We start from the raw sequence: 21,307 nt of genomic DNA on the forward strand, positions 1-21,307 counted from the left end.
CGTCCACCTGCCGTGCCACCGACCCGCCGGGGCTGCGAAAATGGTCGGGTGATCGAGCGCTACACCCTTCCCGAGATGGGGCGCGTCTTCAGTGACGCCCACAAGTACGAGCTCTGGTGCCAGGTGGAGACCCTGGTGCTGGAGGCCCAGGCCGAGGCCGGAACGGTGCCCGCCGATACGGTGCGGCCGGTGCGGGACGCCCCGCCGCCGGCTCCGGAGCGGGTCGCCGAGATCGAGGCCACCACACAGCACGACGTCATCGCGTTCCTGACCGCGTGGGCCGACAACACCGAGCCGCGGGACGCCGCGGCGTGGGTCCACTTCGGTATGACGTCCTCGGACCTGCTCGACACCGCGCTGGCCGCGCAGCTGGTCGAGGCGACCGACATCCTGCTCGCCAAGGCCGACACACTGGTCGCCGCGCTGCGGGACCACGCCCTCGAGCACCGGAACACGCTGCGGGTCGGCCGTACGCACGGCATCCACGCCGAACCCGACGTGTGGGGGCACCGGGTCGCGGACTTCGCCTTCGGCATGGCGCGTTCCCGCGACCGGCTGCGCCGCGCCCGGGAGGCGGTCGGGGTGATGGCGATCTCGGGACCGGTGGGCACCTACTCCAACATCGACCCCGCGGTGGAGGACCACGTCGCGCGGCGGCTGGACCTGCGCCGGGCCGACGTCTCCACTCAGGTGGTGCTGCGGGACGGGATCAGCGAGTGGGTGTCGGCACTGGCGATCATGGCCAGCGCGTGCGAGGCGGTCGCGCTGGAGGTGCGGCACAGCCAGCGCACCGAGGTGCGGGAGCTGTCCGAACCGTTCGGCAAGGGCCAGAAGGGCTCCAGCGCCATGCCGCACAAGAAGAACCCGATCATGTCGGAGCGGATCTGCGGCATGGCGCGCAACGTGCGCGCCCAGGTGGTGCCGGTCATGGAGGGCATCCCGCTGTGGCACGAGCGTGACATCTCGCACTCCTCCACGGAGCGCATCGCCCTGCCGGACGCGGCGATCGCGACCGACTACCTGCTGCACCTCACCACCCGCCTGGTGAACGGCCTCGTCGTGGACACCGAGCGGATGCGCGCCAACCTGGACGCCACGCACGGCCTGATCTACTCCTCGACCGTGGTCTCCGAACTGCTGGAGACCGGGGCGTCCCGCGAGGACGTGTACGCGCTCGTGCAGGCCGCCGCGATGCGGACCTGGGAGGAGGACGTACCGTTCCGGGAGACGCTGCGCGCCCAGGCCGCGGAGCACGGCGTCACCCTGGACGAGGCGCGGCTGGACGAGGTGTGCCGGCCGGAGCGGTTCGTGCAGCGCCTCGGCGGCGTGTTCGACCGCCTCACGGAGCTGAGCTGACCCTGTCCGACGGGCGCTGTCCGCGGAGGCCAGCGCCCACCACCGGGAACCACCGACGCAGTCACCAGTAGGACGTCTTATGAGCGGTTTCGCCGTCCCTCCCGAGCCCGTGCGGGTACCGGGCCTCACCCACCTGCACACGGGCAAGGTCCGCGACCTGTACGCCACCGCGGGCGGGGACATCGTCATGGTCGCCAGCGACCGGGTCTCCGCCTACGACTGGGTGCTGCCCACCGAGATCCCCGGCAAGGGGGCGATCCTGACCCAGCTGTCGCTGTGGTGGTTCGAGCGGTTGGCCGACCTCACCGGCAACCACGTGCTGTCCGACCAGCCGCCCGCCGGCGCGCCCGCGGACTGGGCCGGGCGCACCATGGTGTGCCGCGACCTGTCCATGGTTCCGGTGGAGTGCGTCGTCCGGGGCTACCTCACCGGTTCCGGCCTGGCCGAGTACTCCCGCACCGGCACGGTGTGCGGGGTCGGGCTCCCCCCGGGACTCACCGACGGGTCCCGCCTGGCGGAACCCGTCTTCACCCCGGCCACCAAGGCCGAGGTGGGCGACCACGACGAGAACGTCTCCTACGGCACGGTGGCGGCCCGGCACGGGGAGGACGTCGCGGCGGAGCTGCGCCGGCGCAGCCTGGCGTGCTACCGGCGCGGGCGCGAGATCGCCGAGGAGCGCGGGATACTGCTCGCCGACACCAAGTTCGAGTTCGGCTACGCGCCCGACGGGGAGCTCGTCCTGGCGGACGAGGTGTTCACCCCCGACTCGTCCCGCTTCTGGCCGGCCGAGACGTGGCGTCCGGGACGGCCGCAGCCGTCGTTCGACAAACAGCTCATCCGGGACTGGCTGACCTCGCCGGAGTCCGGGTGGGACCGGGACGGCGGCGACCCGCCCCCGCCGCTTCCCGAGGATGTCGTCGAACGCACCCGCTCCGCCTACGTCGACGCCTTCGAACGGCTCACGGGACGCGCGCCCGAGCTCGGATAGCGCCCGGTACCGCCGCGCTCGGGCGTGATCCCTGCCACGATGGCCATGACCATCACGCGCAGGGCATACAGTGGTATCCGTCCTATGACAGGGTCCCTTCCCTCAGCTGTGCGCATAGGACGTTCACACAACTTGTCTTGTGGCAACACCGCGTGACGTTATGGCGCGCCGCATTCGGTTACCACTGCGGTATAAGCGAATGCGCACCAGTTCTTGTGCACGGATACCGCCATTCGTCCGTGTCGGCAGTAGCCAGCAGGTTGGTCCCATCTCGCCGGAACCGCTGTGCGTGACAGCCACGTCTGACCACACGCAGGCGCTCGACGAGCACAACCACGTATATCCGCCTCACGAAGGAGCACATGAGCATGGGCCAGGAGGTTCGTTACCGCGTACGTGGCGGCCGCCCCCTCAACGGAACGGCGTTCATCCAGGGGGCGAAGAATGCTGTGCTGCCGATGATCGGCGCTGCCCTGCTCGCGTCCCGAGGGCGCACCGTGCTGCGCAACGTCCCGATTATCGAGGACGTCCGCCGGGCGTTGGAGCTGGCAGAACGGATCGGCGCGAAAGTCGAATTCCACGAAACGGAACGAACGGTTGTCATCGACGCCTCCCGGCTCAACGACCCGAACCGCGCCGTCCTCCCCGCGGACATCTCCGCCCGTTTCCGCGGTTCGGTCCTCTTCGTCCCCGCCCTCATGCACCGCATGGGCCAGGCACGGATCGAGGGCGTCGGCGGGTGCAACCTCGGCAGCCGCAAGCTCGACTTCCACTACCGGGGCTTCGCCCGGCTGGGCGCCGAGGTCACCGAGGACGACGAGCGCAACCACATCAACATCACCGCCGACAACCTGCAGGGCGGACACCTCTACCTGGACACCCCCTCGCACACCGGCACCGAGAACCTCATCATGGCGGCGGCGCTGGCCCCCGGAACCACCGTCATCGAGCACGCGGCACTGGAACCCGAGGTCCTGGACGTCATCGAGTTCCTGTCCCGTATGGGCGCCAAGATCTCCGGCGGCGGCACGGGCTTCATCAAGGTCGAGGGCGTCAAGGAACTGACGGCGGTCGAGCACACGATCATGTCGGACCGGATCGACACCGGTGTGTTCGCGATGATGACGGCCGCCACCGGCGGTGACGTCAGCCTGGTGGGGGCGCACCTGGAGCACCTGGGTGTGGCCCGCTGGAAACTGGAGCAGATGGGCGTGGAGTTCTCCCAGCAGGGGGCGGTGCTGCACGTGCACCGCGCCCCGGAGACACCGCTGCGTCCGATCAACGCCGTCACCTCCCCCTACCCGGGTTTCGCGACGGATCTGCAGTCGCCGCTGATGGCGCTGGCAGCCCTGGCCGAGGGCGAGAGCTACCTGCACGAGGCCATCTACGACGGCAGGTTCGCGCTGGCGCACGAGCTGAACAAGATGGGCGCGAAGATCGAGGTGGACGGCACGCGTGCCATCGTCCACGGCCCCACCCAACTGCGCGGTGCCGACGTCGTGGCCCACGACCTCCGCACCGGGGCTGCTCTGGTCCTCGCCGGCCTGGTGGCCGAAGGTGATACGGTCGTTGCGCCTGGTTACCTCGTGGACCGCGGTCACGCGCAATTCTCCGAACGGCTGGCCGCGTTGGGCGCGGACGTGACCCGCGACGACATCGGCTGACCGCCGGCCCAGCTCGGACACGACGGGCGGAATCCCCCTTCCGCCCCAGGCGTATGGTGTTCTGCGCGCAAACGAGCTCCAGTGACCCGGAACACGGGGTACGATCTCGACAATCGTGCCGTTTTAGGAACACAGGTCCAGGAACCAGTGGGCGCACATAGTGAAGAGTGTGGAATGGTAGCGGGGAGCATCCCGAGGTGAGTGCGCAGCGTACTGGCGATTTGACGATTGGTGTAATCGGGCCGCATGAGGTGGTCGAACGGGTCATGCTCATGGGGTCGGGGGCCACGGGGCCGCTCAATGCCAGACTGATCGCCGCCGCCTATCGAGACGAGCAAGAGGCAGCCGACAAGGTGACGCGCCTCGGGTCCGCGATCGACGTCTACCTGTTCGCGAGTCCCGTCCCCTACGAGTACGCGCGCAAGGCCGGCATGCTGACGATGCCCGCCACGTACGTACCGCTGGGGGGCGCCAGTCTGCACGAGGCTCTGCTCCGGGCGACTCTGGACGAGCGGTTCGACCCCACCCGGGCCAGCATCGACGTTCTGGGGCGCTCCGACGTCATCGAGGCCTACTCCGAGGTGGATCTTCCTGTCGACGGCATCCACGTGCACGAGGAGCTGACCAACACGGCCCAGCTGGCGTCGTTCCACGAGGGATTGTGGCGCCGCAACGCCACCCGGATGGCGATCACCTGCGTGCGCGGGGTCGCGGAGCGGCTGGAGACCCTCGGGGTTCCGGTGGTGCGGCTGCGCCCCACGAACGCGGGAGTGCGCAGTGCGCTGCAGACGGCGGGCCTGCTCGGTGCCCATCACCGCCTGGAGGAGGCGCAGCTCGGTGTTGTGGTCGTGGACGTCCCCACGTTGCGCGACTCCGGGCGCAGGTCCACCCCCCGCTACTGGCGGGACGAGCTGCGGCTGTCCCTCAACCGGCTCCTGCTGCAGGAGGCCCACCGGATCAACGCGACCGCGCACTCCGTGGACGACCACACGTTCATGGTCACGGCGACCCGCGGCTCGCTGGTGTCGGCGACCGAGGGGTTCCGTCAGCCGCCGTTCGTGGAGCGGATCAAGGCCGAGCTCGGCATCGCGATCGAGGTCGGGGTCGGCATGGGGCGCACCACCCAGGACGCTGAGACCCACGCGCGCGCGGCACTGAGCCGCGCCCAGGCCAGCCGGCAGAGTTTCGCCGTCGACCGGGAGGGCCGCCCGCTGGTTCCGGCGCAGCGCGCTCCGCAGCGGAGTTCGTCCATCACGGAGCAGGTGCGCACCAAGGGTCGGGAGACCCTGTTGAAACTCTCGGAGAAGATCGCAGAGGAGGATGGCCCGCTGGTGGTGGACGCGGAGAACGCCGGCCGGATGCTCGGCGTCACCCCGCGTACCGCGCGGCGGTTGCTGCGCTCCCTCGTTGACGAGGGACTGGCGTGGCCGCTCCCCCCGAACCGGACGCTGCAACCGGGTCGGCCGCGCCAGCTGTACCGGCTGATCCTGGAGAAGATCGACAAGGACCGCGCCGGCCGGTAACTCACCGTCCCGCGTTCGTCACCCCCGGCCGTGGCGCCCCTGGCGGACAGGGGTACCACGGCCGGTTCTGTTTCCCGGGGCAACCCGCCGGCCCATGTGGCTCCGGACGCCGGGCCGGGAGTCCTCATGTCACCCGCGGCCGCGGGGAAGACGGCCGCGGGGAAGACGGTCGCGGCGAAGACATTCGTCACCTTCGCATGACAACCACCACGGTGTCCGAAACGTCGCACAAAGTACGTTAAAAGTTTCCCCTGGTCCCGGGGCCCCCACCCGTGTGGCTGATTGCCCGCCACCTCATGCCCCGGGGAACCTGGAACTATTCCCGCATCCCACACTCCACCACCCATTCTTCTTTTATGGAGAAACCTGAGATGAACACGTTCAGTCTGGACGATGTCCGACAACAGACATATAAGCGACGAGACTCGTGGTGGACGGTTTTCCTGGTCGACCCGCTCGCCGCCCGTCTGGTGCGGACCACGGCCAACCGGACCTCGCTCACTCCGAACCACCTCACCACCGTGGCGCTCCTGTTGGGACTGGCCGCGGCGGCCTGCTTCGCCATGGTGGAGTGGCCGTGGCTCGTCGCGGGAGCGGTGCTGTTCCACCTGAGCTTCGTCATCGACTGCATGGACGGCAAGATCGCCCGGTTGAAACACAACGGGTCGGTCTTCGGCAGCTGGCTCGACTACGTCTTCGACCGGCTGCGCGTGCTGGCGTGCGCGGTCGCCCTGATGGGCGGCCAGTACGTGCACACGGGCAACGACGTGTTCATCTGGGCCGCGCTCGGGATCGTGTTCACCGACATGTTCCGCTACCTCAACGCGCCGCAGCTGGGCAAGGTGCGCTCCACCATGCGCAGCAAACTGGTCAAGGCGATCCGCGACTCCGAGAACGCGGGGGTGGAACGGTCCGCCACGGCCGCGGGCCAGCGGCTGAGCACCCGCCTGCAGGGGCAGCAGGATGAGGAGACGGAGCTCCACGACGCGGAGCCGGAGGACGCCCCGCGGTCCCGGGCCGACGGCACCGCACCCGCCCCCGTGGACGACAGCGTTCCCGAGAGCCCGGCTCCCCTGACACACGACAACGGAACCGGCCACACCGGGGTGGAGAACGCGCCGGACGCCCCGAACGCACCGGAGGAGGAGCTCACCGGTCCGAGCGCGCACCAGCGCGTCCTCGAGATGCAGGCCACCGAACTCCAGCGCAGCTTCAACAGCCGCTTTCCCTGGTACTGGCGGCTACGGACCGCGCTGCGCGACCGCCGGATCCGCCCGCACCTGTTCAGCGGCATCGAGTTCCAGATGGGCACGTTCATCGTCGCCCCGCTCGTGGGGACGGTGTCGGCCGTCGGAATGCTGGTGGTGGTGGCGGCTTCCGCCGTCCTGATGCTCGGTTTCGAGCTGCTGCTGGTGTACAAGCTGTGGCTCTCCACCCGGGAGTTCAGCCGTATCCTGGCGGGGATCGAGGCGGACACCGCGGCCGCGCTGGACGCCGAGGGTGAGGGTGGCCCGGAGGCCGCCGAGAGCACGGACAGTGCCGTGCCCCGGCAGTTCGCAACTCCCAACGGCTGACCCCTCTTCCGGAGCGCGTCACCGACACGCACCGGTGGACGACCGCCCGCGGCGGTTCACTCCTGGTTGCGCCGGGGGTACTCGTGGGCGGCGGTGAGGAAGGCGTCGTTCTCCTCGGGGGTGCCGACGCTCACCCGCACCCCCTCGCCGGCGAACGGCCGCACGGCCACACCGGCGGCCTCGCAGGAGGCGGCGAAGTCGGTGGTGTCCTCACCCAACCGCAACCACACGAAGTTGGCCTCGGACGGGGGCACGACCCACCCGTCTCCGAGCAGCGCGTCCCGCACACGTTCCCGTTCCTTCACCGTGGCGGCCACCCGCTCCATGAGCTCGTCCTCCGCGGACAGCGACGCCACGGCCGCCGCCTGGGCGATCCGGTTGACCGCGAACGGGATCATGGTCTTGCGCACGGCGGCGGCGACGTGCGGGTGGCCGATGAGGAACCCCACCCGTGTACCGGCGAGCCCGTAGGCCTTGGAGAAGGTGCGCAGCACCGCCACGTTGGGACGCTCGGTGAGGAGGTCGACGCCGTCGGGCACGTGGGGGTCGCGGACGTACTCACGGTAGGCCTCGTCCAGCACCACGAGGACGTGGTCGGGCACCCGGTCCAGGAACGCGGTGAGTTCCGCGTGGCCGACCACGGTGCCGGTGGGGTTGTTCGGGTTGCACACGAACACCATCCGGGTGCGGTCGGTGATCGCCTCGGCGAGAGCGTCGAGGTCGTGGGTCTCCCCGCGCAGCGGCACCCTAACGGAGGTCGCTCCGGCCAGTTCCACGAGCAGGGGGTAGGCCTCGAACGAGCGCCAGGCGTAGACGATCTCCGTGCCCGGCTCGGCGGTGGCCGTCAGCAGCTGCTGCAGGATGCCCACGGAACCGGCGCCGAGTGCCACGCGCTCCTCGGCCACGCCGTAGCGCCGCGCCAGCTCCGCGGTGAGTTCGGACGCGCTGGTGTCGGGATAGCGGTTGACCTCCGTCGCCGCTTCGGCGATGGCGTCCCGCACCGACGGCAGCGGGCCGTGGGGGTTCTCGTTGGAGGAGAGCTTGACGGACCTGCCGTCAGGACCCGCGACCGCGCGCCCGGGAGTGTACCCGGGGATCGAGTCGAGCACAGCCCGGAAATATGGCCAATTCCGCTCCGACACCATTGTCCTTCCTCGATACTGTGTGCAATGTCCAGGCTACGTTCGGCGACGTTTCGCCGGAGAAACGTCCACTGACACAGCGGCAATATCGCACAGAAAAGGAAAAAGCACCATGGATCACCCGTGGGCCGCCCGCCGGGCGGCACGCGCCGGAACTGTTCTTCCCGTCCTCGTCGCCGTCCTCACCGCCTGCGGCGGCGGGCAGAGCACAGAGGACGAGCAGAGCCGGGACTCCCCCGACTTCGAGGCGAGCGAGCTACGCAAGGCCCAGCTCGTGGAGTTCGAGGACGCCACGATCGTTCCGGAGCAGAGTGAGCAGGGCACCTACGAGGAGCTGGAGAGCACCCAGCAGGCCCAGAAGCTGCGCGAGGCCACCGAACTGGACAAACCCGAGTGCGTCGACGCCGCCAACCCCTGGGGGAGCCTGCCGGGAGTACGCACCTCGGCGAGCTCCCTCGCCACCTTCGTCCAGGACCAGGAGACCATCACCCACACCCTGATCGGCGCCGCGCCGGAGACCGCCGCCAAAGCCCTCGAGGAGGCCGAGCCCCCCGACTCCTGCGGCTCCTACACCGCGACGATGGAGGGAGGCGAGACCGCCTCCTACGAGGTGTCCGACCTCGACATGGAGACCGTGGGCGAGGACTCGCACGCCTTCGTGGTACGGACCGAGGCCGAGGGTGAGGAGGTCCTGCTGTACAACATGGTCTACCACAACGGGAGCTACCTGGCCGCGACGTCCGTCCTGGGCACCGACAAGGAGAGCGACTACGAGGAGACGCTCGCCGCGTTCACCGACGCCGCCGTCGAGCGGGAGGAGAAGATCCTCAGCTAGCCCCCTCCCCCGCCCTGTCCTGCCGCCCGCTGCGGCTGCCCCTCCCGACGCGCACGCCCGCCGCGCGCATCCCGCGGGGGCGTGGAACCTCCCGGGCCAGCCGCTGCAGTCGGGGGTGTGCCAGCGTGACCGTCCCGGTACTGCGCGGCACGCCCCGCTCGCGCGGCAGGGTGGGGCCGCGGTCCGCGAGCTCCCCCAGCACCGCCAGGGTGGCACCGGTGTCCGCGTCACTGACGACCGCGCGCACGGCGGCGCGGTGTCCGCCCACGGGCACCCCGAACACCACGTCCACCGGACGCCCGCCCCGGCTCCCGGAGAACCGCAGCAGCCGCCAGCACCCCTGGCGCCACACGTCGTGCGGCCGACGCTCGGCGAGGGAAGCGGCGTTGGCCTGCCACACCTCGCTGGAACGCAGCCGGGACATGGTGCGCCGCAGCGGAACCTCGCGCACCTCACAGGGAGCGCGGCGGCGCAGCCGCGCCGTGAGTTCGGTGAGCTCCGGGGAGAGCGCGGCCAGCACCGCCACCTCGGCCGCGGTCACCGTGCCCGCCGCCACGGCTGCCCCGCCTCCCGCCGTGATGCCGGAGGGGTCCGCACCGACCGCCGCCGCGGCCGCCCCGGCGAACAGGGCGGCCCGTGCGATGGTGCGCCAACCGACCGGGGTGGTGCTCACCCCGCCGAAACAACCGCACCCCTGGTCGGGAGCGCGCCGGCGCAGTCGCAGCAGGGCCAGTGCCGCGCCGGCGAACCACACCGCCGTCGCGGCGCGCACGACGTCCCCGGCCATGCCGGGCAGCAGCAACAGGCCGGCGGCGAGAAGCGCCTCCACCCCGCTGCTGGCCACGGTCGCCGGGCGCCGCAACCGCTGCGGCAGGAGCACGGCCGGTCCCTGGCCCCGGCCGGCCCGGTCGGCCGTCTTGGTCGTGGCGCTCAGCAGCAGTACCACGGCGAGAAGGAGCGGCTGGATGCCGCGCAGGAGATCAAGCACGGGATCACCCCACAGTCATGGTCGCGTTGACGCACCCGGCCTCGGGCTGCCCGCCCAGTGCGACGAAGCTCGTCAGGGTCAGTTGCGCGAGCCGCCCGCGGTCCCCCAGGTCGCAGGTGGAGCACCGGTCGCAGAACCAGCCGAGCACCGCGGCGCAGTCGACCACCGGAAGCACGGCCGAGCGTCCGGAGCAGTCGTTGCGCAGCGAGACGGTGGTTCCCAGGGACAGGAGCGGCAGCGGGGCGCAGCTGTCGGCGCGGTCGCATCCCGGTTCGCAGTCGGTACCGCGTTCCAGGGCGGGGTAGGCCACACCCTCCAACCGGGCGATCCGGTCCTCGTGGGCGCGGTGGCCGCCCGCCGGGTCGTACCAGGAGACCACACCGGACAACCGCGCGGGGTCGCGCCGGATCGGCGGGCGCGACGGGGCCTCGGACACCGGGTGGGGCGCCTGGGTTCCCACGGGCAGCAGCGCCTCCATCCCGCCGTCCTGCCACACGCCCACGGCGTCGAACAGGTAACCGGGCTCCATCTCCGGGTAGCGCACGGCTATCCGGCCCGAGGCGCGGTAGGGGACGGTGACGGTGCGGTGCGGGTTCCCGTGGCCGACGTCGACGCGCAGCGTCTCCCCGGAACGTTCGGCGATCACCCCGGTCACCCGGGCCAACTGCGCCCACACCCGTTCCGCCACCCACCGGCTTCCCGGGGCGAGCCGGACCAGGAGGTCGTCGCCGGCGCGGAGCTCGCCGGTGACGACCTCGCGCCCGCGCCAGAACGTGGTGTGGGCGGTGGTGAGGAGCCGCTCCTCCCCCTCGGAGGTGGCGATGCTGATCGTTCCTGGGGTGATCTCCATCAGGATGCCGCGCACGACGCGGACCGGTGGGGTGCTCGGGGGCGGCGCCGCTTCCTCCCCGAGAAGCGCCGCGGTCAGTCGCCTGCGATCTCCTACATCTACCGACATCGTCCCTCCTGGCACGACTGTCCATTAAGCCCGTTTTCCATTGTCGACGGCCACCCTCCGGAAACGCGGCCTTCCGCGCTGGGAACGACGATTTCCGTGCTCAACCGCCACGGAGTGCGCCGCTCGGGCACGACACGCCGGGCCCGCTTCCCGTATCCGCCGTCGTATACCTCCATATCCCGTGCGAGTTGGGATTTCCCCCTCTGCACCGATATTCCGGTTTACTGGAGCATGAAGCGCGTAACACCTGGTCATGACGTTTTCCATGCGACAGTGAGAGCGAGACGGAATGCAGCCGAGGGCACGTTCCGGCACGACACGGCCGGCGTGTCCGTGTGGGCGGGATCGGTGGTCGTGTGACGGGAACAACGCGGCAAACCAGGTACGAGGAGTTCTCCCGCTACGTCGCGGAACGCGGACCGGCGCTGCTGCGCATCGCCCGGTCGCTGGCCAATGACCGTTCGGACGCCGAGGACCTTCTCCAGGCGGCGCTGTTGAAGACGTTCTTCGCCTGGGACCGGATATCCAGTCCCAACGCCCGGGACGGGTACGTGCGGCGGGCCATGGTCAACACCCAGATCTCGGAGTGGCGCCGCAACCGGCCCAACATCTACCCCACCGAGGACATCCCGGAACAGCAGGTGGACGACCCCACGTGGAAAAGCGACCTCGCCGACGCTGTCCACCGGGCAGTGGAGCGCCTTCCCGAACGGCAACGGGCCATCGTGGTCCTGCGTTACTACGACGACATGTCCGAGCCCCAGATCGCCGAGCACCTCGGGGTCAGCCTCGGCACCGTGAAGAGCACGCTCTCCCGCGCGGTCGGCAAACTCCGCCACGACGCCGACCTCGTGATAGAGCGCGCCACCTCGTGAGTCCGGGGATGCGCAGGGGTCGCGCACCTGTTCCGCTCCCGTTTTGCACCGGCGCCCAACGGTCGGTACTGTTGCCTTAGCCAGGAGGATTCGCCTAGTGGCCTAGGGCGCCGCACTGCTAATGCGGTTAGGGGGCAACTCCTTCGAGGGTTCGAATCCCTCATCCTCCGCAGGCCAGAAGGGGTGTCGCCGATTCGGCGGCGCCCCTTTTTCGTGGTGTGCCCAACGTGGACAGCGGCTTGGAGGTGGAAGTCCTCCAGAGGAAGCGACAGCGCTAACTCTGAGTTGGAGGCAACGGCGTCACCGTGAGGCGGGGTCGGGAGGAAGCCCGAGACGAAACCCTGCGCTGAGGAACGCGAACCGCATACAAGGCAGTCCGGTCGGGGTGAGTCGGCCACGGACGGCGAAGTCCGCCACCGCCAAGACGGCCGGGGTGTAGATGCGGCAGGCGCAGGGAGAGAGTGGCTCTTACCTGGGGAGGTCTGTCCGGGTGCCGGTTGTGCTGGGCATGTCGCCGCGCCGACGGCCGCGACCATAAGGAAACGGCTGAACAGGAAGAAGTCAACAGAGGCCGTAGTGCCAGCCGGGATCGGTCGATGGTTGGGAAAGGCCGAACGTCACGTGGGGCGGAAGAAGCCGGTCCTGCTCGTGCCGGAACGGATGTCCACCGGGGCAGGATGACCTGTGGCAGCGGATACTGTCGAAGGAGAACCTGTCCGCGGCGCTCAAACGTGTGAAGGTCGGCAAGGGCGCTCCCGGTATAGACGGGGAGCTGGGACCGAAAACCTTCGGGCCTGGCTGCGCGAACGCTGGGAAGGTGTGCGAGACGACCTCGACGCGGGGAGCTACCGGCCTCCTACCCCATTTCGAGCGGCGGCTTCAGACGATCGGCCATCCATGCAGCGCGAGCCGATCCCCGGATACCCATGCCTGGATGCCCTCGGCCGGGTAAGGGATCGTGTTCGACGGCAGCACGCGCGGATCGGCCCACACGAGCTTGCCAGCCTTGTCCGGCTCGGCGACTACCGGTTCGCCGGACCACTTCTCGGGGAGCAAGAACATGCCGACGCGGGCGAGGTCCTCGCGCTGTCGGTGATGCACGACGGCGACCAGGGACAGGTCGACCGGATCGATGTCCACACCGACCTCTTCCCGGGTTTCCCTGGCCGCGCCGTGCGGGATCGGCTCGCCCTCGTCGAGGTGCCCGGAAGGCAGATGCAACATCCCGTCGCAGTACCCCGTTCCCTGCCGCTCCAGCAGGAGGATCTCGTCTCCCTTGGGCAGGATTACGTGGACGTCGATGATGCTGCGGTAGCGCTCCGGCACGGGGGGTCACCTCATCAGGCGGATTCATGGTGTCGTCGCGACCATAGCCCTCCAATGGTGCTAGTGAGACCGGAAAGCAGCGATTCGATCGCCTCCGGGCCTTGTGAGGTGTCGGCGGCGATGGTGCGCACGCCGGCGCGTTCGGATACCGCGGCGGCCCCTCGGTACAGCTCGACCTCGCGGCCGGGAAGGGTCGGGTCATCCTCGAAGCGGCCATGCGAGCCGCGCACGGCGAGGCGCTCGCGCAGCACGTCGGGCGGGGCGGTCAGGACGATTTGCAGGTCCGGCGGGTCTGCGTGGGCGTTGATACAGCGCACCACGGATTCGGGCACGCCGTCGATCCCGGCTTGCAGAACCAGCGAGGAGAGGGTGTAGCGGTCGCACAGCACCACCTTCCCGGCGCCGACTGCAGGGCGGATCTCGGTTTCGAGGTGGTGGTACCGGTCGGCACCGACCAGGCATGCCAGCGCCATGCCCGTGTGCTCACGGGTGCGCGAGCGCGCGAGCTGCCCGATCTCGCCCCGCGAGGGCTCGGTGGTCGACAGCACGGGAACACCGGTGCCGGTGAGCCGGCTCGTGAGGTTGCGGAGCAGAGTCGACTTCCCGGCGGCGCCGGGGCCGTCGATCGCGACGAACAAGCCTCGGCTCATGCGGCGGCCCTCCTATGGTGCTCCCCGCAGGACAGCTCGACCAGGGCGGCACGGACCTCATTCACGGTGGCCTCACCGAACTGAATACCGCTGCTGAAGTTGAACTCGTCCCTCTGCCGCATGGCTTCGTCCACACCGCGCTCGGTGAGGTCCACCGCCGTGTAGTTGAGCATCTGGGCGGAGGTGTAGCGGCCGGTGGACATCAACCGGTTCCACTCGGGGGTACCGGGGTAGGGGCGGAACTCGAACACGCTGCTGCGGAACCGACCGGGGGCGCGGTCGGTAAGGTTCCACAGCTCGTGCACGAGGTCGACGGTCTCGCGCATCTCTGCGCGACTCTCGCTGGGGAATCCGAGAATGAAGTACCCCTTCACCGAGATCCCGCGCTCGACGAGCCGGGTCACGGTCGAGCGGATCATGTCTTGGGTGATGCGCTTGTCGATGTGGGCCAGCATCCGTTCAGAACCGGACTCGATCCCCAAGGCCACCTCGCACAAGCCGTTCGCGACGAGCCGGTCCAGGACCTCGTCGCCTTCGCGGGCGAGCACGTTGATCCGTCCCGTAGCGTCCCAGACTGCCCAGTCGCCGACCCTGTGCGCGGCGAAGCCGTCCATCATCGTCTTGATGACGCGGCGAGCGCCCAGGAACAGGTCGTCGACGAACCGGAACGCAGTAACCCCGTAGGCGATGCGAAGCTGCTCCATCTCGGCCACCACGTTCTCGGCCGAGCGCACGCGGATCGTCACATCCGAGTTGGCCGAGACGGCGGCGCCGCAGAACGAGCAGTCATACGGGCAACCGCGGGCGCCGACCATGTTCGCTTCCCAACGGCCGGCGTCGTGATGGGGGTCTTGGGTAAGGTACCGCCGGTCGACGAACGGCATCGCGTTGATGTCGGGGGCAAGGTGGCGTCCCTGGCCGGGGCGACCGCCGGTCACCGGCTGCTTCAGTACGGGGTCGAGCCACATCACCCCGGGCAGATCTCCCCGGGTTAGGTGGTCGCCGAGCAGCTCGGCGACGCGGGTTTCACCCTCACCGATTACCAGGGCCTCGCACCGGGCCATGCGCCGATCGGTGAGAATCTCGGTCGGCATGGCCTTGGCCTGGTGTCCGCCAAGCAGGATCTTTATCCCCGGGTCGAGGGCGGCGGCAATGTTCGCGGAGATCTCGTAGGTCGGTGCGAGCAGGTTGAATCCGGCCCACCGAGGAGCGGCGGCGTTCACGGCCTGGGCGACGGCGGCGACCGGCATCCCGAGCGCCTCACCGTCGAGCACACCTGCGTTGAACCCGCAGTGCGCGGCGTAGGTGGCGATGTAGCCCATCCCGAGGACGGGAAGGGTGAAGTCGTTGACGCGAGGCCGTTCGGCGTAGTCACGCAATGGGGCATTGACCAGGAGCAGGTCGAGGTGGCGGGCGGGATTGTGGCCCGTGATCAGGTCATGAGGGTTCGTTCTGGTCGAGGGATTGAGCACGGTCGCCTCCCAGGGCGAGGGTGAGTGCGGTCAGAACGGACAGCTCGGAAGAGGAGTCGCAGTAGGCCGACCAGCAGGCCGCGAACGCGGCTTCCTGATCGGGAAGATCGAGGTCGGGGAAGGTTTGCCGGGTGTACTTGCGCACGGCCATGTCGCCGTGGGGGTAGAGGGAGAAGTCGCCGGTGAGGTCGGCGGTGGCCGCACCGGCGGTCCAGGGGCCGATCCGGGGAACCGCTTGCAGCTCGGTCACGAGGTCGGCGGGAGGCAGCTGCTCCCACTCCTCGCCGTGGTCGAGGACAGCCTGGGCGGCCGCACGGAGCGGATCGCGCTTGAACGCCATGCCCAGCTCGGTGAACACCTCGTCATCAAGGGCCAGCACCAACTCGGGAGCAGGAAAGACCCGGCCGACCTCGGCGATTTCGCCGTAAGCACTGGTGAAGCGCTGATACATGAGGCGGGCTTGGTCGGCACGGATGACCTGCCGAATGATCGCGGTCGCGATCGCTTCCCACAGGTCGGGAGTACGCATCCGGGCGACGCGGCCACGGTATTCCAGCCGTCGACGCAGTAGCTCGGGGACGCGATCGGAGAGTTCGGCAGGCTCGTAGATGTCGATGACGGGGCCGGGCTTCGACAGTTCGATCCCGGCGGCACTCGCTGATGCCAGCGAGACGCCGTTGGCCGTGCGGACGAGGCGGCGGCCGTTGTTCCAAGCGGGATGTTCGCACAGGGTGCGCATGGTGTCGCTCCTTTCGTAGGGGGTTTGCACCCTCCCATGAGGCGGGGATTGCGAACGCAGTAGAAGGGGGAGGCGCCCGGCGACAGCCATGTGCACCGGACTCCCCGCTGTGGACGCCTGCGACTTCCCTTCGTCATTCACCAGCAGGCACCCGAGGAGAGCGGTTCAGCGCAGTCTTCGGGAGGCGAGAGACCGAGCTTCACCGCAGCGGAGTTCGAATCGGTTCGTGACGGGTGTCCTCGTGCCGAGCGCGGTAGCGGAGCTTGGCCAGCAGGGCGTCACATGTTTCCGCGGTCATCCGCTCATGCGGGTCGGGGCCGGTCCAACCGAGCGGCCGGAAGGCGACGTACTGCTGGTCGTCGTCGATCGACAAGATCCACTTATCGGAGATCAGGTCCCCGATGGGATAGTGCGGTTGCTGCGCCCACCTCATCACCGGGCACCTCCTACTCCAGCCGGTACGGGATCGCCGATGTCCATCAGGAGCGCCAGGGCGAGACGCAGCCGATCGGGCCGCGCATGCCAGCGCCGGCGCTTGTGCTCGAGGTGCAGCACATACGGTCGGGCGGGCGACACGATCGCGGTGGCCTCGGGCGCCGGGCTGGAAACGGTCATCGGTAGAAGCTCGACGGTCTTCGCTCTCGCGGTGCATCGGCGGCGGGGTTTCCACCAGGCGGAGAAACCCCAGGTGGCCTCAGCGGGACGGAACTTGTCCGCCCACTCGGCGTCAACTGAGCTGCATGGATTCGCTGCGATCGGGCCATGTGTGTACTCCTCCGGCGGCTCGCTGACGACCATCAGCGCGCGAGCACAACCGGATTGGTCGGCTTGTCGCCGCTTTTCGGGGGCGACCATTTTCGTGTGCGGTGACACAAGGCGATGTAACGTCGAGTAGCAACAATTAAGGAATCTCCCGGCGATATACGAGGGCGGTATGAATGAGCGACCCCCACCTTTCAGAACGCCTCTCAATCCCCCTGGCCTTCTGGTCTCGCGCCGAGGTCCTGCACGTCTTGGAGAACCACGACGCCGGCGCCCTGTTCCGCCTCGTCCGGCAGTACTGCGGGGCGAGCCAGCAGGCGATCGGAGCGGCCGTCGACCTCGCGCAGCCGCACGTCAGCCGGATCATGTCCGGTCGACAGCAGATGACGGCGCTTCAGAGCTGGCAGCGAGTAGCAGACGGTCTCGGAATGCCGAACGAGGCCCGTCACATGATCGGGCTCGCCGATGCCCGGTCCGTATATGTCGGTGGCAACTCCCGATCCGGTACGCCAGCTGCCGCAACAGGTGATCTATGGTCAGCGCCGAGAACAGTTGAGGACATCGCCGAGATCACGCTGAAGGACCTGATGAAACGCAGAGAGGCCCTTGCTGTCGGCGGCGCACTCGTCGTCGGTGCGGCGCTCACCGAGACGCTCGAACACTGGTTGCTGCCGCCCGGGGGCATCCTGGACCGCGGTAAGGGGTCGCTCGGTGAAACCGAGCTTCAGCGGATCGAGGCCGCGACCGTGGCGCTTCGGCACTGGGACGACCGCTGGCGTCTGGGCATCCGCCGCAAAGCCGTCGTCGGCCAGCTCTCCGAGGTCTCCGAACTCGCCGCAACCGCGCAGTCGGCACCAGTTCAGGCACGACTCTTCGTCGTCATGGCCGAGCTATCGAAGATCGCCGCGTCCATGTCCTACGACGCAGGCGACCACCCGGCCGCCCAGAAGTACTACACGCTCTCGCTGCGGGCGATACACCAGGCCGGACCGGAGCACAAGCTGTACGGCGTCGGCGTCCTGGCCGACATGGCACGCCAGTTGCTGGACACGAAGAACCCCCGCGGCGCCCTCGACATCTCCCGGATCGCCCTGGACAGCGCCCAGTCGTACAACGCGCCGCCAACAGTGCTGGCGATGCTCCGCACCCGCGAGGGATGGTCCTACGCCAGCATGGGGCGCGCAGCGGCCTACGCGCGGTCCGTCGCCCAAGCCGAGGAACTCCTGGAAGAAGGAAACAGCGAGGAGCTTCCGAGCTGGGCGCGCAACTTCGACCATGCCGAGCTGTCCGGGGTTGTCGGCGCCCGGTACCGGGATCTCGTCCTCGGCCAGGACGACAAGGCGGCGCGGACCAAGTACGCACGATCGTCGGCGACCTACATCACCCAGGCCCTTCGGCTGCGGAATCCGGCGAAGAAGCGCAACCGGGCGTTCGACCTGGTCGGCCTGGGGCGAACCTACCTCGTTCTAGGCGAGCCCGAGGAGGCCGCACGGGTCATCAACCAGGCCGCCGGCATCGAACGTGACCTCGGATCGGGGCGGGTACGCCGGCGCCTGCACGACTGGCATCGCGAAGCCGCCGCCTTCCACCGTGAGTCCGCTGTGGCCGAGGCCCGCGAGGAGCTGTCGAATACCCTGCTGGTCGAACCCTCGACCTCGAAGGAGATGGCATGACACGGATCGGGATCACCGGTCACTCCAGCCTCTCGGCCGACAGCGTCCCTCTCGTGCGTAAGGCCCTGACCGAGGTGCTCGCACCGTACAGCGACGGCGACCTGATCGGCCTCTCCTGCCTTGCCCGTGGAGCCGACCAGATCTTCGCCGAGGCCGTTCTGGAGACCGGCGGGAAACTCGAAGTCGTGCTTCCCTCGGTCGACTACCGCGAGGCGAAGGTGAAGCCGTACAACCTCGACCAGTTCGACGATCTCCTGATGCGCTCGACGCTGGTCCGCTACATGCCGCACAAGACAGCGGGGCGAGAAGCCTACGAGGACGCGAACGAGGCGATCCTGGGCGGGATCGACCGGCTCGTTGCCGTCTGGGACGGCCAGCCTTCCGGCGGCAAGGGCGGAACCGGAGACGCGGTCGAGGCCGCCCGCGGCCGGGGCGTCCCGGTCGACGTCGTCTGGCCGGACGGCGCTCGGCGAGAATGATCTGTTCCCGCGTGCAGAAGGACCGCTCCCTGGTGTGGAGCAGCCCTTTCGGTTTCTGGAGCGGTAGCAGTTGCACCGGGGATCAATGGCATCTCACTCCGGATCATGAGACGAGAAACCCCAGATGGAGACGCATGCCTGAGATCGGATGAGACAAAGTGAGATGTCCGTTTTATAACTGCTAATGCGGTTAGGGGGCAACTCCTTCGAGGGTTCGAATCCCTCATCCTCCGTAAGCCGCCCGGGGTCCGACGCACAGCGTCGGACCCCGGTTTTTTCTTTGGGTTCGGGTCGCGGCCCGCGGCCCACAGGGTCCTATCGCCCTCCGTAGGACCAGTTCAGCGGTCCCGTCTCTCCCGGTTCACGGCACCCCTCGGCCAGCAGAAGGTCACGTGTGTGTACCGCTCGATGACGGCCATGCGGGTGTGGGCCAAGGACCACCTGTCACCGACCTTCCCCGCGGCCCCCTCCCCGCGTGCGTGGGGCTCACGCCAGCATGCATGGGTAGACTCATCAGAGCTTCGGTCCATCCCCACGTGCGTGGGGCTCACTCTTCGCCACCTGCGACAATACGCGGCGTTATTCTCTTGTGATTCAACATGGCCGGTGCTTCGGCGAATGCGGTCAGGATCTGACCGTACCGTTCCGCTGCTGTGTGCACGCCCCCTATGGGAACACGGAAATCCGGCTACCCCCGGACGCAGCGTGAGAGGGAAGGACGCCCGGGGGCGGAGTGACCCCCGGGCGCTGGGAGATTGGCAGCACCCGGGGGAAGGAGGTGTGCGCCGCCACCCACGCACACCCCCACCTGCGCGCCCGGTCGAGAAAAGGCGCGCGTCCACGTGGGTCTACTCGCGCAGTTCGGTCGGGATCCAGTCGGTCAGGGTGCGCGGGTTGGCGTGCCGCACCAGCCCACCACTGAGGGGCCGTACGAGCACCTCGCCAGCGTCCGTTCCGGGCTGGGGTGTGTGGCCGGTGACCACGTGCACGGTGGAACCGGCCGCGTGCAGCCGCACCCGCAGTCCCACGGGCCAGCGGCACTGCAGATACGACAGATCCCCATTGGAGAGCCGCTCCACCTCCTCTGGGTGGACGGTGACCGTGTGGGCGTCGCCGGCCGTTTCGCGGGGTGCCAGCCGCAGCATCCCGTCATCCTGCTGTGTGACGACATCCCACGGGGTGAGGCCGTCGGGTTCTCCGGACAGCCGCACCCACATGCCGGGTTCCCATCCGGTGTCTACTCCTCGCACGGGCCACCACCTCCCCCAGCGCTATGCTGGTGGGAAACCATCTCCTCGTCGCCGAGCCAGGCAACCACGCGGGCGTGCAGTTCCTGCAGGATGTCGCGCAACTGGCCGGGCCACAGGGCGTTGCCGTCCATGGCCTGGGCGAGCTGCTCCACCAGGTCGAGCAGTTCTCGGCGTTCCTGCGGGGTGAGGTTCACGGCTGGTCACCCCCCTCCTCCTGATGGTTCATGGCGGCCATAAGGTCCTGGACCTGGCCGGGCGCGAACCGGCGGTGCCCACCCGGAGTGACCAGGACCGGAGACAAGCGGCCCTCGCGCACCCAGGCGTTGACCGTGGAGGTGGTCACACCGAACACCTCGGCCACATCACCCGGACGCAACGGAGAGGACCAGATCTCGGGGATACTCACCAGGCCACCCCCACCGTGCTCTTCTCCTCGCGCTGGGACAGCCACCGGCGCACCAGCGGAGACAGTGCCTCGCGGACATCGTCCAACCCATCCCCATACGTCGGCGGGGCGGGTTCGGGTGTGGTGGTAGAGCCACAGGCTGGGCACCACCCGGCCTCGTACTCTCGCTCCTGGCGGAGGCGCTCAAGCTCGGTCACATAGGGCCGCACAGGGCTGTGCTCCTCAGGGTCGATCCACTCGGGGTCGGGAAACGTCCCGCCGACCGGTTCTGGCAAGCGTGGCGAGGGCACGGTGAACCGACGCGCCGTGGTACGGCGCTGAGACAGCGGGGGCGGGGACACGCATGGGGCAGTGGGGGCGTGACGCCCTGGTCGGCGGACGGGCGCAACCAGGGCGACGGTCAGCATCAAAAGCAGCGTCCATAGGTACGCGAAGGTGCGGATAAACTGGGGCATGTCATCGACTCCGTTCAGTCGGTGGCCACACCTCCGGAGAGTTCGGGCTCTCGCGGAGGTCTTTTTCTGACGTGGCGGCGGCACTGGGGCCAGCAACGCCAGCGCGGTCATCAGGACAAGCAACTCATCAGACCTCCCTGGAGGCCAGTTCGGCCGGGAAGTCGGCGGGAACATCGAACAGGACCATCGTTA

At 68.9% G+C, this 21,307-nt stretch carries 22 protein-coding genes, 1 tRNA gene and 1 pseudogene; 11 read left to right on the top strand and 13 right to left on the bottom strand.

Annotated features, from left to right (window positions below; translation table 11 throughout):
- Positions 1–48: 48 nt before the first annotated feature.
- The 5 genes from purB (at position 49) to FHX37_RS17405 (ending at position 7,105) form a co-directional block, all read left to right on the top strand.
- Positions 49–1,356, top strand: coding sequence for an adenylosuccinate lyase (gene purB, locus FHX37_RS17385; protein WP_141924882.1), 1,308 nt, complete (start codon positions 49–51; stop codon positions 1,354–1,356).
- Positions 1,357–1,435: 79 nt separating this feature from the next.
- On the top strand, positions 1,436–2,344 hold the full coding sequence (locus FHX37_RS17390; RefSeq protein ID WP_141924883.1) for a phosphoribosylaminoimidazolesuccinocarboxamide synthase: 909 nt from the start codon (positions 1,436–1,438) through the stop codon (positions 2,342–2,344).
- Positions 2,345–2,706: 362 nt separating this feature from the next.
- Positions 2,707–4,008 carry a UDP-N-acetylglucosamine 1-carboxyvinyltransferase gene (gene murA, locus FHX37_RS17395; protein WP_141924884.1) on the top strand — a complete coding sequence of 434 codons (1,302 nt, stop codon included), beginning with the start codon at positions 2,707–2,709 and terminating at the stop codon, positions 4,006–4,008.
- Between the two features lie 251 nt (positions 4,009–4,259).
- Positions 4,260–5,531: a transcriptional regulator gene (locus FHX37_RS17400; RefSeq protein ID WP_141925337.1), complete on the top strand. Its 1,272-nt coding sequence runs from the start codon at positions 4,260–4,262 to the stop codon at positions 5,529–5,531.
- Between the two features lie 371 nt (positions 5,532–5,902).
- Positions 5,903–7,105, top strand: coding sequence for a CDP-alcohol phosphatidyltransferase family protein (locus FHX37_RS17405; RefSeq protein WP_141924885.1), 1,203 nt, complete (start codon positions 5,903–5,905; stop codon positions 7,103–7,105).
- Between the two features lie 56 nt (positions 7,106–7,161).
- On the opposite strand, the gene hisC is transcribed toward FHX37_RS17405, so the two are convergent.
- Positions 7,162–8,250, bottom strand: a complete 1,089-nt coding sequence (gene hisC, locus FHX37_RS17410) for a histidinol-phosphate transaminase (RefSeq protein ID WP_141924886.1) — start codon at positions 8,248–8,250, stop codon at positions 7,162–7,164.
- 109 nt (positions 8,251–8,359) lie between these two features.
- On the opposite strand from hisC, the gene FHX37_RS17415 reads away from it, so the two are divergent.
- Positions 8,360–9,082 (top strand): hypothetical protein, encoded by a 723-nt coding sequence (locus FHX37_RS17415; RefSeq protein ID WP_141924887.1) that lies wholly within the window; start codon positions 8,360–8,362, stop codon positions 9,080–9,082.
- On the opposite strand, the gene FHX37_RS17420 is transcribed toward FHX37_RS17415, so the two are convergent.
- Together FHX37_RS17420 and FHX37_RS17425 are read right to left on the bottom strand one after the other, a co-directional pair.
- Positions 9,075–10,070 (bottom strand): MauE/DoxX family redox-associated membrane protein, encoded by a 996-nt coding sequence (locus FHX37_RS17420; protein ID WP_141924888.1) that lies wholly within the window; start codon positions 10,068–10,070, stop codon positions 9,075–9,077. The two genes, FHX37_RS17415 and FHX37_RS17420, sit on opposite strands and share 8 nt — an antisense overlap.
- A gap of 4 nt (positions 10,071–10,074) precedes the next feature.
- On the bottom strand, positions 10,075–11,028 hold the full coding sequence (locus FHX37_RS17425) for a hypothetical protein (RefSeq protein WP_141924889.1): 954 nt from the start codon (positions 11,026–11,028) through the stop codon (positions 10,075–10,077).
- 356 nt (positions 11,029–11,384) lie between these two features.
- On the opposite strand from FHX37_RS17425, the gene FHX37_RS17430 reads away from it, so the two are divergent.
- Both FHX37_RS17430 and FHX37_RS17435 read left to right on the top strand, forming a co-directional pair.
- Positions 11,385–11,903 (top strand): SigE family RNA polymerase sigma factor, encoded by a 519-nt coding sequence (locus FHX37_RS17430; protein WP_141924890.1) that lies wholly within the window; start codon positions 11,385–11,387, stop codon positions 11,901–11,903.
- A gap of 83 nt (positions 11,904–11,986) precedes the next feature.
- A tRNA-Ser gene (locus FHX37_RS17435) sits at positions 11,987–12,073 on the top strand.
- 709 nt (positions 12,074–12,782) lie between these two features.
- Here the strand turns inward: FHX37_RS17435 and FHX37_RS17440 are convergent.
- The 6 genes from FHX37_RS17440 to FHX37_RS17465 all read right to left on the bottom strand — a co-directional run bounded on the left by FHX37_RS17440 (position 12,783) and on the right by FHX37_RS17465 (position 16,705).
- Entirely contained in the window at positions 12,783–13,229 is a 447-nt protein-coding gene (locus FHX37_RS17440; protein WP_141924891.1) for an NUDIX hydrolase, read from the bottom strand.
- A 14-nt stretch (positions 13,230–13,243) separates the two neighbouring features.
- Positions 13,244–13,879, bottom strand: a complete 636-nt coding sequence (gene tmk / locus FHX37_RS17445) for a dTMP kinase (RefSeq protein ID WP_141924892.1) — start codon at positions 13,877–13,879, stop codon at positions 13,244–13,246.
- Positions 13,876–15,351 (bottom strand): B12-binding domain-containing radical SAM protein, encoded by a 1,476-nt coding sequence (locus FHX37_RS17450; RefSeq protein WP_141924893.1) that lies wholly within the window; start codon positions 15,349–15,351, stop codon positions 13,876–13,878. The genes tmk and FHX37_RS17450 overlap by 4 nt, the downstream gene beginning before the upstream one ends.
- Positions 15,317–16,090 carry a DNA-3-methyladenine glycosylase family protein gene (locus FHX37_RS17455; RefSeq protein WP_211351866.1) on the bottom strand — a complete coding sequence of 258 codons (774 nt, stop codon included), beginning with the start codon at positions 16,088–16,090 and terminating at the stop codon, positions 15,317–15,319. Before FHX37_RS17455 ends, FHX37_RS17450 begins: the two co-directional genes overlap by 35 nt.
- A 199-nt stretch (positions 16,091–16,289) precedes the next feature.
- On the bottom strand, positions 16,290–16,523 hold the full coding sequence (locus FHX37_RS17460; RefSeq protein WP_141924894.1) for a hypothetical protein: 234 nt from the start codon (positions 16,521–16,523) through the stop codon (positions 16,290–16,292).
- Positions 16,523–16,705: a hypothetical protein gene (locus FHX37_RS17465; protein WP_141924895.1), complete on the bottom strand. Its 183-nt coding sequence runs from the start codon at positions 16,703–16,705 to the stop codon at positions 16,523–16,525. The genes FHX37_RS17460 and FHX37_RS17465 overlap by 1 nt, the downstream gene beginning before the upstream one ends.
- A gap of 323 nt (positions 16,706–17,028) precedes the next feature.
- Here FHX37_RS17465 and FHX37_RS17470 point away from each other — a divergent pair, with 323 nt between their 5' ends.
- From FHX37_RS17470 to FHX37_RS22970, 3 genes and pseudogenes are all read left to right on the top strand, one after another.
- A complete protein-coding gene (locus FHX37_RS17470) occupies positions 17,029–18,525 on the top strand; it encodes a helix-turn-helix transcriptional regulator (protein WP_141924896.1) in 1,497 nt (498 codons plus the stop codon).
- Positions 18,522–19,004, top strand: coding sequence for a hypothetical protein (locus tag FHX37_RS17475; protein ID WP_141924897.1), 483 nt, complete (start codon positions 18,522–18,524; stop codon positions 19,002–19,004). The genes FHX37_RS17470 and FHX37_RS17475 overlap by 4 nt, the downstream gene beginning before the upstream one ends.
- A 146-nt stretch (positions 19,005–19,150) precedes the next feature.
- Positions 19,151–19,237 (top strand): annotated as a pseudogene (locus FHX37_RS22970).
- A gap of 615 nt (positions 19,238–19,852) precedes the next feature.
- Here FHX37_RS22970 and FHX37_RS17480 read toward each other — a convergent pair.
- The 4 genes from FHX37_RS17480 to FHX37_RS17495 are packed head-to-tail and all read right to left on the bottom strand — an operon-like array spanning position 19,853 to position 20,935.
- On the bottom strand, positions 19,853–20,254 hold the full coding sequence (locus FHX37_RS17480; protein WP_141924898.1) for a hypothetical protein: 402 nt from the start codon (positions 20,252–20,254) through the stop codon (positions 19,853–19,855).
- Entirely contained in the window at positions 20,242–20,448 is a 207-nt protein-coding gene (locus FHX37_RS17485; protein WP_141924899.1) for a hypothetical protein, read from the bottom strand. The genes FHX37_RS17480 and FHX37_RS17485 overlap by 13 nt, the downstream gene beginning before the upstream one ends.
- On the bottom strand, positions 20,445–20,660 hold the full coding sequence (locus tag FHX37_RS17490) for a MerR family transcriptional regulator (RefSeq protein WP_246062337.1): 216 nt from the start codon (positions 20,658–20,660) through the stop codon (positions 20,445–20,447). The genes FHX37_RS17485 and FHX37_RS17490 overlap by 4 nt, the downstream gene beginning before the upstream one ends.
- Complete coding sequence (locus FHX37_RS17495; RefSeq protein WP_141924900.1) at positions 20,657–20,935, bottom strand: hypothetical protein; 279 nt, start codon at positions 20,933–20,935, stop codon at positions 20,657–20,659. Before FHX37_RS17495 ends, FHX37_RS17490 begins: the two co-directional genes overlap by 4 nt.
- Positions 20,936–21,307 lie beyond the last annotated feature (372 nt).

The sequence above is a fragment of the Haloactinospora alba genome (assembly GCF_006717075.1).
GTDB lineage: Bacteria > Actinomycetota > Actinomycetes > Streptosporangiales > Streptosporangiaceae > Haloactinospora > Haloactinospora alba.

What these genes read in the sequence shown, in the direction of transcription:
- FHX37_RS17455 (WP_211351866.1), bottom strand. Translation starts at nt 16,090, where the DNA reads ATGCGCACCCTGTGCGAACATCCCGCTTGGAACAACGGCCGCCGCCTC.
- FHX37_RS17470 (WP_141924896.1), top strand. Translation starts at nt 17,029, where the DNA reads ATGAGCGACCCCCACCTTTCAGAACGCCTCTCAATCCCCCTGGCCTTC.
- FHX37_RS17460 (WP_141924894.1), bottom strand. Translation starts at nt 16,523, where the DNA reads ATGAGGTGGGCGCAGCAACCGCACTATCCCATCGGGGACCTGATCTCC.
- FHX37_RS17475 (WP_141924897.1), top strand. Translation starts at nt 18,522, where the DNA reads ATGACACGGATCGGGATCACCGGTCACTCCAGCCTCTCGGCCGACAGC.
- murA (WP_141924884.1), top strand. Translation starts at nt 2,707, where the DNA reads ATGAGCATGGGCCAGGAGGTTCGTTACCGCGTACGTGGCGGCCGCCCC.
- FHX37_RS17405 (WP_141924885.1), top strand. Translation starts at nt 5,903, where the DNA reads ATGAACACGTTCAGTCTGGACGATGTCCGACAACAGACATATAAGCGA.
- hisC (WP_141924886.1), bottom strand. Translation starts at nt 8,250, where the DNA reads ATGGTGTCGGAGCGGAATTGGCCATATTTCCGGGCTGTGCTCGACTCG.
- FHX37_RS17415 (WP_141924887.1), top strand. Translation starts at nt 8,360, where the DNA reads ATGGATCACCCGTGGGCCGCCCGCCGGGCGGCACGCGCCGGAACTGTT.
- FHX37_RS17425 (WP_141924889.1), bottom strand. Translation starts at nt 11,028, where the DNA reads ATGTCGGTAGATGTAGGAGATCGCAGGCGACTGACCGCGGCGCTTCTC.
- FHX37_RS17465 (WP_141924895.1), bottom strand. Translation starts at nt 16,705, where the DNA reads ATGACCGTTTCCAGCCCGGCGCCCGAGGCCACCGCGATCGTGTCGCCC.
- tmk (WP_141924892.1), bottom strand. Translation starts at nt 13,879, where the DNA reads ATGAGCCGAGGCTTGTTCGTCGCGATCGACGGCCCCGGCGCCGCCGGG.
- FHX37_RS17390 (WP_141924883.1), top strand. Translation starts at nt 1,436, where the DNA reads ATGAGCGGTTTCGCCGTCCCTCCCGAGCCCGTGCGGGTACCGGGCCTC.